This is a genomic window from Rhizobium sp. BK316 (assembly GCF_014193695.1).
Classification (GTDB): domain Bacteria; phylum Pseudomonadota; class Alphaproteobacteria; order Rhizobiales; family Rhizobiaceae; genus Rhizobium.
In genome coordinates this window covers 385,387-397,037 of record NZ_JACHZR010000006.1, presented here as the reverse complement: position 1 = coordinate 397,037, position 11,651 = coordinate 385,387, and the positions used below count along the sequence as shown (strand labels likewise).

10 protein-coding genes are annotated in these 11,651 nt (G+C 61.9%); 5 read left to right on the top strand and 5 right to left on the bottom strand.

From position 1 onward, the window contains the following. The coding region (locus tag FHT87_RS27295; RefSeq protein ID WP_183805880.1) for a cytochrome c-type biogenesis protein at nucleotides 1–288 on the top strand (288 nt) is incomplete at its 5' end. Nucleotides 289–325: 37 nt separating this feature from the next. Here FHT87_RS27295 and FHT87_RS27290 read toward each other — a convergent pair. The 4 genes from FHT87_RS27290 to FHT87_RS27275 form a co-directional block, all read right to left on the bottom strand. Then, a complete protein-coding gene (locus tag FHT87_RS27290) occupies nucleotides 326–715 on the bottom strand; it encodes a DoxX family protein (protein ID WP_183730974.1) in 390 nt (129 codons plus the stop codon). Next, nucleotides 712–1,128 carry a VOC family protein gene (locus FHT87_RS27285; RefSeq protein WP_183730971.1) on the bottom strand — a complete coding sequence of 139 codons (417 nt, stop codon included), beginning with the start codon at nucleotides 1,126–1,128 and terminating at the stop codon, nucleotides 712–714. The genes FHT87_RS27290 and FHT87_RS27285 overlap by 4 nt, the downstream gene beginning before the upstream one ends. Nucleotides 1,129–1,133: 5 nt before the next feature. Next, nucleotides 1,134–1,610: an SRPBCC domain-containing protein gene (locus FHT87_RS27280; RefSeq protein ID WP_183805878.1), complete on the bottom strand. Its 477-nt coding sequence runs from the start codon at nucleotides 1,608–1,610 to the stop codon at nucleotides 1,134–1,136. 90 nt (nucleotides 1,611–1,700) lie between these two features. Continuing rightward, a complete protein-coding gene (locus FHT87_RS27275) occupies nucleotides 1,701–2,048 on the bottom strand; it encodes a metalloregulator ArsR/SmtB family transcription factor (RefSeq protein ID WP_183730965.1) in 348 nt (115 codons plus the stop codon). Nucleotides 2,049–2,289: 241 nt separating this feature from the next. Here FHT87_RS27275 and FHT87_RS27270 point away from each other — a divergent pair, with 241 nt between their 5' ends. The 4 genes from FHT87_RS27270 to FHT87_RS27255 all read left to right on the top strand — a co-directional run bounded on the left by FHT87_RS27270 (nucleotide 2,290) and on the right by FHT87_RS27255 (nucleotide 9,172). Further along, entirely contained in the window at nucleotides 2,290–3,849 is a 1,560-nt protein-coding gene (locus FHT87_RS27270) for a Do family serine endopeptidase (protein WP_183730962.1), read from the top strand. Between the two features lie 134 nt (nucleotides 3,850–3,983). Further along, nucleotides 3,984–4,730, top strand: a complete 747-nt coding sequence (locus FHT87_RS27265) for a response regulator transcription factor (RefSeq protein ID WP_007825278.1) — start codon at nucleotides 3,984–3,986, stop codon at nucleotides 4,728–4,730. Next, nucleotides 4,727–6,133 carry a HAMP domain-containing sensor histidine kinase gene (locus tag FHT87_RS27260; protein WP_183805876.1) on the top strand — a complete coding sequence of 469 codons (1,407 nt, stop codon included), beginning with the start codon at nucleotides 4,727–4,729 and terminating at the stop codon, nucleotides 6,131–6,133. Before FHT87_RS27265 ends, FHT87_RS27260 begins: the two co-directional genes overlap by 4 nt. 81 nt (nucleotides 6,134–6,214) lie before the next feature. Beyond that, on the top strand, nucleotides 6,215–9,172 hold the full coding sequence (locus FHT87_RS27255) for a bifunctional [glutamine synthetase] adenylyltransferase/[glutamine synthetase]-adenylyl-L-tyrosine phosphorylase (protein WP_183805874.1): 2,958 nt from the start codon (nucleotides 6,215–6,217) through the stop codon (nucleotides 9,170–9,172). An 11-nt stretch (nucleotides 9,173–9,183) separates the two neighbouring features. Here FHT87_RS27255 and FHT87_RS27250 read toward each other — a convergent pair whose 3' ends face one another. Continuing rightward, on the bottom strand, nucleotides 9,184–11,499 hold the full coding sequence (locus tag FHT87_RS27250) for a PAS domain-containing sensor histidine kinase (RefSeq protein WP_183805872.1): 2,316 nt from the start codon (nucleotides 11,497–11,499) through the stop codon (nucleotides 9,184–9,186). Nucleotides 11,500–11,651: the final 152 nt, after the last annotated feature.

Sequence of the window (11,651 nt, the reverse complement as noted above, 5' to 3'; positions counted from 1 at the left end):
AATGCCGATCTCGCCAAGGACCTGCGCCTGCTCGTGCGCGAGCGCATCACCGATGGCGACAGCGACGAAGAGGTGCTGAACTATATCGTCTCGCGCTATGGCGAGTTCGTGCTGCTGAAGCCGCGCTTCAGCCTACGCACGCTGCTGCTCTGGGGCACACCCGTGCTGCTGATCCTCACCGGCGGGGTTTCGCTCGTTGTCTCTGCCCGCAGAAGAGCCGGCAAACCCACCGGTAGCAAGCTCACCGCCGAAGAACAGGCCAAGCTCGAAGAATTGCTGAAAAAATAAAACCATTCCGCCTGCTGAGCAGCGGAATGGTCGATCCTCACGCCTTTCGATAGGGAAAAAGCGCCCGCACGGCCGGATCGCGCAGCCACAATCCACCCCACATGAACAGCCCCAGATAGATGCTGAACAATATATGGCTAAAGAGCGGGCTTCCGGCCCGGATCTGTGTCGCCATGGCCCCACCGAGCAGCCCCATCATCAGCACGGCACCGAAAACGCTCGTCTGCGGGATGAGGTAGAGCACGAGGCAGGTGAGCTCGATGAGGCCGATCATCAGCACATAGCCGTTCGGCCATCCAAGCTGCGTCATGATTTCCTCGGCGACCGGCATGCCGAGAAGTTTTGGCGCGATCGATGCGCCGAGCATGAAGAGCGCGAAGAGCCCGGTGAGCACGCGACCGGTCCAGAGCATGGCCTTTTCGTTCATGGCTGACCCGCCGGGATCGTGTTGACCATCCAGGGCGTGCCGAAGCGGTCGGTGAACATGCCGAAGCCCGGCGACCAGAAGGTGGCGTTATAGGGCATGGTCACCTTGCCGCCTTCCGACAGCGCCTCGAAGACCCGCTTCGTTTCCGCAGCGTCCTCGCTGTGATAGGTGGCGCTGAAGCCGCCCATATCCTCCTGATACCCGGGAGGGGCGTCACAGCCCATCAGGGACTGGTCGCCGACATCGAGCCAGGCATGCATGATCTTGTCCTTGAAGGACGGATCGATCGGCATGTCGCCGGGTGCTTCTCCGAAAGTGTGCATGCCGGTCAGCTTGCCGCCGAGCACTTTGGCATAGAATTCGAAGGCCTGACGGCATTCGCCTTTGAACACGAGATTCGTGACGAGTTTCATGATCCTCACTCCCTTTGATGTCCTTGCATTGCAATCCAGCTTTCCAGCCTGCCGAAAGTGCTCTCCCAGCCATATCTGTGTCCGGCAAGGCTCTCTTCGGACTTCAGGTCTGCATGGGTAAAATCCATCCGCGTGCGGCCATCGGCCAGTTCCTCGAAGAGGACGGTCACGAGTGTCACGACCGGTTCGCCGTCCTCATGCGAGCTCTCCCACTGGAAGGTGAAGGAGAGGCGCGAGGGCTCTTCTATTTCTCTGTAGACGCCGCTCTGCCACAACAGGCGGCCGTCCTTCGTATTCTTCAGGCAGGCCCTGTATGTGCCGCCGATGCGCAGATCCTGCACGACGCTGACCGCCGGCCACTCGACAGGGCCGAGCCAGGCGACGACCATTTCCGGCCGGGTCCAGGCGGCCCATAGGAGCGCACGCGGCGCATCGAATATCCGCTGCATATGCAATGTGGGGCGCGATAGCTGATCGGCCATGATGATTTCCCTGTTTGATTGAAGATGCGCGTCGATCTTTTTAAGCATCGGATTCTCCGAAAACCGCTTCACACTTTTCGGTCCGATACTCTAGTTGCGCGAGCCGCGGTCATCCGCGCTTTGGATCTTCTGAAGGTAGCCGTCCAACCGGTCGAAGCTCGATTCCCAGAAGCGCCGGTATTGCTCCAGCCAGTCGGCGATGCTTTTCATCGTCTGCGGTTCAAGCCTGGCCGGTCGCCACTGGGCTTCCTTGCCACGGCTGATGAGGCCAGCCTTTTCCAGCACTTTGAGATGTTTCGAGACGGCCGGAAGGCTCATGTCGAAGGGGGCGGCGAGCTCGTTGACCGAAGCCTCGCCTTCGGCCAGCCGCGCGATGATTGCCCGGCGTGTGGGGTCTGCAAGGGCTGCAAAAGCGGCGCTCAGGGTGTCGGTCTGCATGATGTCCTCGTATGTAACTTTTTGGTTAAATACAGGGTGCCCACGCGCTTGTCAACCAATCGGTTAAATATGGATCGGCGAATTGGCATCGCCCCTCGCATGCAACCAAAAGAATGTCAGTACATTACGAATTTTTCATGGGCCGGACAGTTCGCAGTAAGGTCTGGCGTCCTATATCTCGATCATCAACGGATCCGGCATCGCCCGGAACGAGATCTGAACAAAAAGAGAAGGTGCTCTAATGCTCAAAAATTTCCGCGGACGTCCGTCCCTCAAAACGGTGCTTCAGGCATCCACCGTTGCCGGTCTGGCAGCCGCCGTGCTCGCAACCGGTATCCCTGTCGAGATCTCCCGTTCTTACGCCGAGGCTGTCAATGTCCAGTCTCCCTCGGTTCCGAGCTTCGCCAATGTCGTTGACGCCGTTTCCCCTGCCGTCGTTTCCGTTCGCGTCGAAAGCCGCGTGAAGCCCGCTTCCGATGACGGCAACGGTTTCTCCTTCGATTTCAACGGCCGCGGCTTTGACGATCTGCCGGACGCTCTGAAGCCGTTCTTCCGCCAGTTCGGCGAGCAGCAGAACCGTCAGGGCCAGAATCAGCAGCGCCGCTTCGGCCATCCGGGCGAGGGTCGCCTGCGCCCGGTCGCTCAAGGGTCGGGCTTCTTCATCACCGAAGACGGCTACATCGTCACCAACAACCACGTCGTGTCCGACGGCTCGGCCTTCGTTGCCGTCATGAATGACGGTACCGAGCTCGACGCCAAGCTGATCGGCAAGGACCCGCGCACCGACCTCGCCGTGCTGAAGGTCGATGGCAAGGGCCGCAAGTTCACCTATGTCAATTGGGCCGATGACAACAAGGTCCGCGTCGGTGACTGGGTCGTCGCCGTCGGCAATCCCTTCGGCCTCGGCGGCACGGTCACGGCCGGCATCATTTCGGCCCGCGGCCGCGATATCGGCTCCGGCCCCTATGACGATTACCTGCAGGTCGACGCCGCCGTGAACCGCGGCAACTCCGGTGGTCCGACCTTCAACCTCAACGGTGAGGTCGTCGGCATCAATACCGCGATCTTCTCGCCGTCGGGCGGCAGCGTCGGTATCGCCTTTGCAATCCCGGCTTCCACCGCCAAGGATGTCGTTGCCGATCTGATGAAGGACGGTACGGTTTCGCGCGGTTACCTCGGCGTGCAGATCCAGCCGGTCACCAAGGACATTGCCGACTCTCTCGGCCTTTCCGAAGCAAGTGGTGCCCTGGTCGTTTCCGCGCAGGACGGCACGCCGGGCCAGAAGGCCGGCATGAAGACCGGCGACGTCGTGACCGCCGTCAACGGTGAGCCGGTCAAGGATGCCCGCGATCTCAGCCGCCGCATCGGCGCGATGACACCGGGCAGCAAGGTCGAGCTTTCGGTATGGCGTTCCGGCAAGGCCCAGTCCGTCACCGTCGAGCTCGGCACGCTGCCGGCTGATCAGCAGGCTTCCGCAGGCGACGACAATGACCAGCAGGGACAGGCTCAGCCGCCGGCATCCGAAAAGGCGCTTGCTGATCTCGGCTTGACGGTCGGCCCCTCCGATGACGGCAAGGGTCTTGCCATCACCGGCATCGACCCGAACTCCGATGCTGCCGACAAGGGCATCAAGGAGGGCGAGACGATCACCTCGGTCAACAACCAGGAAGTCTCCAGCGCTGACGATGTCGTCCGCGTCATCAACCAGGCCAAGAAAGACGGCCGCACCCGCGCGCTGTTCCAGATCCAGTCGAAGGACGGCAGCCGCTTCGTCGCCCTTCCGATCAACGGCCAGGGCTGATCTTCCGCCCCAAATGACGGGAGCCGCGCAGACGCAAAGGCTGCGCGGCCCCGAATTTCCAGTTCTGCCAAGTATTTTAAGTTTGCCGAATTCTTCACAGCCGCCAAATTCTTCAATTACGAAGGACGCCCGCAATGACCTCCGCACAACAGGAAGACGCTTTGAGCCTTGCCGAAAAGCAACCGGCGGGTAATGTCGGCCGCATGAAGATTCTCATCATCGAAGACGATCTCGAAGCGGCGGTTTATCTCACGAAAGCCTTTCGTGAGGCGGGCATCGTTGCCGACCATGCAAGCGACGGCGAAAGCGGTCTCTTCATGGGGTCGGAAAATACCTATGACGTCATCGTCATCGACCGCATGCTGCCGCGCCGCGATGGTCTTTCCGTCATCAGCGAGCTGCGCCGCAAGGGTATCCACACGCCCGTTCTCATTCTTTCTGCGCTCGGCCAGGTCGATGACCGCGTCACGGGTCTGCGCGCCGGCGGCGACGATTACCTGCCGAAGCCCTACGCTTTCAGCGAGCTGCTGGCCCGCGTCGAAGTCCTCGGCCGCCGAAAGGGCACGCCCGATCAGGACGTCGTCTATCGCGTCGGCGATCTCGAACTCGACCGCCTCTCGCATGAAGTCCGCCGCGGCGGCAAGGAAATCCCGCTGCAGCCGCGCGAATTCCGCCTGCTGGAATATCTCATGAAGAATGCCGGCCAGGTGGTGACCCGCACCATGCTGCTCGAAAATGTTTGGGATTACCATTTCGATCCGCAGACCAATGTCATCGACGTGCATGTCTCGCGCCTGCGCTCCAAGATCGAGAAGGACTTCAGCCAGCCGCTGCTGAAGACGATCCGCGGCGCGGGTTACATGATCAAGGACGAGGGATGAGCCGCTTCTGGGTTCTTTTCAAATCCACAGCAGTCCGCCTTTCGGCCCTTTATATCCTGCTCTTTGCCATCTGCGCCGCAACGCTCGTCTTCTATGTGACGGCGATGTCCGAGCGGCTGCTGTCCGGCCAGATCCGCGATTCGGTCGCCCAGGAGGTGACGCAGGTCCAGCGCGCCTATGATGCCGGCGGCATGAACCTGCTCCTGCGCACGATGGAGCGCCGCGCCCGTCAGCCGGGCGCCAATCTCTATCTCATCGCCGGTCCCTCGGGCGATATCCTTGCCGGCAACGTCGCTTCCGTGCAGCCAGGCGTTTTCGAGGAGCAGGGCTGGACCTCGGTACCCTTCATGTATCAGCGCTATACCGATAGCGGTCTGGTGCGGCATATGGCGATTGCCAACATCTTCGTTCTCGACAACGGCCTGCGCGTACTGATCGGCCGCGACCTTGGCGAGCCGGAACGTTTTCGCGTGCTGGTGCGCCAGGCCCTCATGATCGCGCTCGCTATCATGGGTCTCGGCGCCATCATCATCTGGTTTGGCATCGGCCGCAATGCGCTGAAACGCATCGACCGCATGTCGGACGCCGGCAAGAAGATCATGGCCGGCGATCTCTCGCAGCGCCTGCCGGTCGGCGGCTCGGGTGACGAGTTCGATCGTCTTTCCGTCTCACTGAACACCATGCTGGAACGCATCGAAAAGCTGAACGAAGGGCTGCGGCAGGTCTCCGACAATATCGCCCATGACCTGAAGACGCCGCTGACGCGCCTGCGCAACAAGGCCGCCGATGCGCTCGACATGGAGGACCGCGAGCTGCGCCGCGGCGCTCTCGAAGGCATCATCTCCGAATCGGACCAGCTCATCCGCACCTTCAACGCGCTGCTGATGATCTCTCGCGTCGAGGCGGGTTCCGTCGCCGCCGAAATGTCGCCGATCGAGCTTTCCGCCATCGTCGCCGACAGCGCCGAACTCTACGAGCCGGTGGCCGATGAGGCAGGCATGGCGCTGACATCCGAGATCGAGCCTGGCATCGAGATACAGGGCAACCGCGAACTGATCGGCCAGGCGATCTTCAATCTGCTCGACAATGCGATCAAATATTCCGCCGATACCCAAGGCGCAGGCTCCGTCTCGGTGAAGCTCAGCCGCCGCCCCGACGGCATCTGCCTATCGGTCGCCGACCACGGCCCGGGCGTCCCGCCTGACCGGCGCGAGGACGTAGTGAAGCGCTTCGTGCGCCTGGATGAAAGCCGCTCGAAACCGGGCACCGGACTTGGCCTCTCGCTCGTCGAAGCAATCATGGAGCTGCATGGCGGCACGCTGGAGCTTTCCGACACCGAGCCCGGCAATGCGGAGCGTCCCGGCCTCACCGTCAGCATGGTTTTCCCCGTCAGGCCTGCCTGATTTCCTTATCATTTTCATGTTGGCGCTTTCACGCTGACACCCTAGTTTAAAGTCGCATTGCGGCTATGCCAGGGAGAGCGAATGCTGATGAAATCGAAGCACGGCTTGAAGGATGTCGCCGAAGGACTTCTGCGGCCGTTGAACCAGACGGAACTGAAAGCGGCGATCGTAGACCTGCAGGATATCGGCAAGAGCGAGCCTGTTGTCGCCGAAATGCTGAAGGCCGAAGGCGCGCTGCGCGATTTCATCGCCGCCGTCCTGACCCTCTCTCCCTACCTGCGTGAGATCGCCAATCTCGATCCGGCCATGCTTGCCTCCGCCATCAGCGATCCGCTGGAACCGCAGATCGAGACGCTGATATCAGAGGCGCGCGATTGCTGGAAGCCGAACAGTGACGGAAACGCGCCGGGCGAAGGCCAAGTGATGACCAGGCTTCGCATCGTCAAGCGCAGAGTGGCCTTCCTCGTAGCCCTTGCCGATCTCGCCCGCATCTTCGACGGCCGGGCGACGACCGGCTGGCTCAGCGAACTCGCCGAGGCCTCGGTGACGGCCGCCATCAATCATCTGCTGCTGTCGACGCATGAAAGCGGCAAGCTGAAACTGAAGAATATTGCTGCACCGAGCGAAGGTTCCGGCCTCATCGTTCTCGGCATGGGCAAGCTCGGCGCTTCCGAGCTCAACTATTCCTCCGATATCGATCTCGTCGTCTTCTTCGACGAAGAGGCCGGCATCGTGCCTGATCCGGATGATGCGATCGAGATTTTCCCGCGTATGATGCGGCGGCTGGTGCGCATCCTGCAGGAGCGCACGGCGGCCGGTTATGTCTTCCGCACCGATCTCAGGCTGCGGCCGGACCCCGGCTCGACACCGCTGGCAATGTCAGTCGATGCCGCCATGATCTATTACGAGGGCAGGGGGCAGAACTGGGAGCGAGCCGCCTTCATCAAGGCCCGCGCCGTCGCCGGCGATATTGCCGCTGGCGAGCAGTTCCTGCGCGGCCTTGCTCCCTTCGTCTTCCGCAAATATCTCGATTATGCGGCGATATCAGACATCCACTCCATCAAGCGGCAGATCCACGCCCACAAGGGGCATGGCGCAATCGCCGTGAAGGGCCATAACGTCAAGCTCGGCCGCGGCGGCATCCGCGAGATCGAATTCTTCGTGCAGACCCAGCAGCTGATCGCCGGCGGCCGGATGCCGGCACTGCGTTCGCGCGTCACCGAGGAGACGCTGGCGGAGCTCACCAAGGCAAAGTGGATCGATGCGGAAACCCGCGACGAGCTGACGGAGGCCTACTGGTTCCTTAGGGATGTCGAGCACCGCATCCAGATGGTGCGCGACGAGCAGACCCATCTCCTGCCGGAAACCGATGCAGAGCTGAAGCGCATCGCCTTCATGATGGGCTTTACCGATACGCCGAGCTTTTCCGAGCGGCTGGTCGAGGTGCTGAAGACGGTCGAGCGGCGCTACGCCGACCTTTTCGAGCAGGAAACGAAGCTCTCCGTTGGAACCGGCAATCTCGTCTTCACCGGTCAGGGCGACGATCCCGATACGCTGGAGACGCTGAAGAAGCTTGGCTTCGAACGACCATCGGATATTTCACGCGTCATCCGCACCTGGCACTACGGCCGCTACCGCGCCACGCAATCGGTCGAGGCGCGCGAACGTCTGACGGAACTGGCGCCCGAGCTTCTGCGCGTCTTCGGCGAAAGTAAACGGGCGGACGAGGCGCTGCTGCGCTTCGACAGTTTCATTTCCGGCCTGCCGTCAGGCATCCAGCTCTTCTCGCTGCTCGGCAGCAATCCGGCGCTGCTTTCCCTGATCGTCAACATCATGTCCTCGGCGCCGAAGCTCGCGGAAGTCATCGCCGCCCGCCCGCATGTCTTCGACGGCATGCTCGATCCCGGCCTGATGGCCGAGCTGCCGACGCGCGACTATCTCGGCGAGCGGCTGAAGGGCTCGCTGGTGCAGGCCCGACACTATGAAGAAGTGCTGGACCGGCTGCGCATCTTCGCCTCCGAACAGCGCTTTTTGATCGGCATCCGCCTGCTGACCGGCTCGATCAACGGTGACATGGCCTCGCGCGCCTTTACCCATCTCGCGGACCTCATTATCGAGGCGGCACTTGATGCTGTCATGAAGGAGATCCGCGTCGCGCACGGCGATTATCCCGGCGGGCGTATCGCCATCGCCGGAATGGGCAAGCTCGGCAGCTTCGAACTGACGGCGGGCTCCGATATCGACCTCATCCTGCTCTACGATTACGACGATGCGTCAGCCGAATCCGACGGTGCAAAGCCGCTCGATGCCACACGATACTTCACCCGCATCACTCAACGCCTGATCGCCGCTTTCTCGGCCCCGACGGCCGAAGGCGTGCTCTATGACGTCGACATGCGCCTTCGCCCCTCCGGCAACAAGGGACCGGTCGCCACCCGCATCAATGCCTTCGGCAAATACCAGCGCGAAGAGGCCTGGACCTGGGAGCATATGGCGCTCTCCCGCGCCCGGCTGATCTGCGGCGATCAAAGCCTGATCGGCGAGGCGGAAGGCATCATTGCAGATGTGCTCTCGGTGAAACGCGATGTCGCCAAGGTGACCCATGACGTGGCTGAGATGCGCGAGCTGATCGAAAAGGAAAAGGCACCGGAGAATGGCTGGGATCTGAAGCTCATTCCGGGCGGCGTGATCGATGTTGAATTCATCGCCCAATATCTCGCCCTGATCGCGCCGGCCAAAGGTGTCGAGATCAGGATCAACGGCCTGACAACGGGCGCGGCACTGAAGGTGCTGGGCGAGAAGCTGATGGGTTCGGCAGACCTCGATACCTGCCTTGAAGCTTTTACCCTCTATACCGAGCTTTCACAGCTCATCCGCCTCTGCATCGATGGAATGTTCGATCCGAAGGAGGCGCCTGCGGGCCTGACCGAGCTCGTCTGCCGGGCCGGAGACTGCCCTGACATCAAGACTTTGGAGGGTGAGGTGAAGCGGCTGTCCAAGGCTGTCCGCAAGGTCTTCCAGACAGTGGTAAAGGCCTGAGCCTTTCCGCGTCAGCCGTGATCGGGAATACGCAGCGAGATGACCGTTCCGACCGACTCGCGCGAGCGGATCTTCATGCTGCCGCCGTGGAGATTGGTGAGCGAGCGGGAGATGGAGAGGCCCAGGCCGGAGCCGCCCTTGCTCTTGGCATATTGGCTCTGCACCTGCTCGAAGGGCTGGCCGATCTTGGTCAGCGCCGAGCGGGGAATGCCGATGCCGGTGTCGGCGATGGTGACCATGACGCCATCGGCGACGCGGCGGGTGCGCACGGCAATGCGCCCGCCCTCGTTGGTGAACTTCACGGCATTGGAAAGCAGGTTCAGCAGCACCTGCTTCATGGCGCGGCGGTCAGCCATCAGCGTCATGCCCGAGGAGATGCGCTGCTCGATGACGATGTTCTTTTCAGCGGCCGGAATGGCGGTGAAGCGCAGGCTTTCCTCGATCAGCGGTGCAAGGTCGGTGCGCTCGCGCGACAGCAGCATATGGCCCGCCTCGATCTTCGACATATCCAGGATGTCGTTGATGACGTTCAGGAGATGTTTGCCGCTGTCATGGATATCGCGGGCATATTCATTGTACTTGGCTGAACCGAGCGGGCCGAACATCTGGTTCTGCAGGATCTCCGAGAAGCCGAGGATGGCGTTGAGCGGTGTGCGCAGCTCATGCGACATGTTGGCGAGGAATTCCGATTTCGCCTTGTTGGCTGCTTCCGCGCGTTCCTTCTCCACGAGATAGTTGGAGTTGGCGGTCGAAAGCTCGGCCTTCTGCGTCTCCAACGTCTGGCGCGAGGCGGAGAGATCGTTGATCGTCGCCATCAGCCGCCGCTCGGAGTCGCGCAGGCGCTCCTGGTGACGCTTCAAAGGCGTGATGTCGGTGCCGACGGAAACGCGGCCGCCGTCGCGGGTGCGCCGCTCGTTGATCTGCAGCCAGCGTTCGTCGGCAAGCTGTACTTCCGTCGTGCGCGAATAGCCGGAGCCGTCTGCATCGGCGATGCGCCGCTCGATGACGGGACGGGCCGCAGCGGCATGGACGACCGTGCGCTCCGTGCCGGGCACGAGCACGCTGTCGGGAAGGCCGTAGGCCTGCTGGAAATGCGCGTTGCACATGACGAGCCGGTCGTTCTTGTCCCATAGCACGAAGGCTTCCGAAGTGCATTCGATGGCATCGGCCAGACGCTGGTCGGCCTCGGCATAGCGCTGGGCAAGGCGATGCTGCTCGGTCACGTCCATGGCAATGCCGATCATGTGCACGCGGCCGGAATGGCTACGGATCACCTGGGCGCGGGCGCGCATCCAGACGTAGTGGCCGGCCGCATGGCGCATACGGAAGATCTGGTCGACCTGGCCGGAATCGCCCTTGGCGACGGCCCGCGCGATCTCATGCAGGCCGTTGTCTTCGGGGTGCATGAGGCGGGCCGCATCGGCGAAACTCATCGTCTTGTCGGAACCGGCAAGCCCGAGCATGTCGTACATCGAGCGCGACCAGAAGAATTCGCGGTTGTGGAAATCGAAATCCCAGAGGCCGCAGCGGCCGCGCGACAGCGCGGTCTCGACCCTGAGATTGGATTCCAGGAAGATGTCGTCGGCATCGCGTGCCCGCTTCACCTGCATGTAATAGGCGTAGAGGATGACCAGCAGAATGGAGGAAATGCCGGCAAACAGCGTAACGTTGAGCGTCAGCTCTTCGCGCCAGAGGCGGTTGATCTCGTTGAGCGAGGTGGCGGAAATGATATAGCCGCCGGCCGTGCCCATCAGGGCGATCTCGGCATAATGCAGCTCGCCGCCGATGCTCGTCTCGATGACATCGGTGCGGTCGCCGAACCGGCGGATGGCGGAGATCTCGGGAAAGAGCGTCGAGACATCGGCGCCGACATAGGCGGCACCCGCCGCCGTTGCCGCGAAGACCTTGCCGCTTGCCTGCACCAGCAGCACGAAGGCACCGTTTTCCAGCCGGTCCTGCGGCAGGAACTTCGCAAGACGCGCCTGCGCTTCCGCAGCGTTGCCGCCGTCGAACACATCGGTCGCATCGGAAAAGACGGCAGCAGCAGTCGCAGCGGAAAGCGCCGTCGCATGGCGCGCGGAGGCGGCCATGCGGCTGTATTCGCTGACCATGCCGAAGAAATGCGAGGTTGCCACCACGGCAAGGAAGGCGACGATCAGAACGGGGATGGCGCGCTTCAGCAGAAGCTCGGCCTTTGGCAGGTGGCGCAGCAATGGCTCAGGAGCTTTTGCAGTCTGTCCGGACAGGCTGTCGCGCCAGGCTTTGAGCCCGCCAAAATCGACACGCAGCCGTCCTTCGGCCGCGGTTGCCCGCCGCACGTCCATCATCTCTGAACCTAATCCCTCGTGTGATTCGCGCGCCGCTCGCTCGAACTACACGTAGAGAATCATGCGTGATTCGCCTTGTCCAGAGCCGATGGTAAAATTTTGTTAACCATTTGTGATTGCTGGTTTTTCAAAGAGATTCGCAGATGGCACAG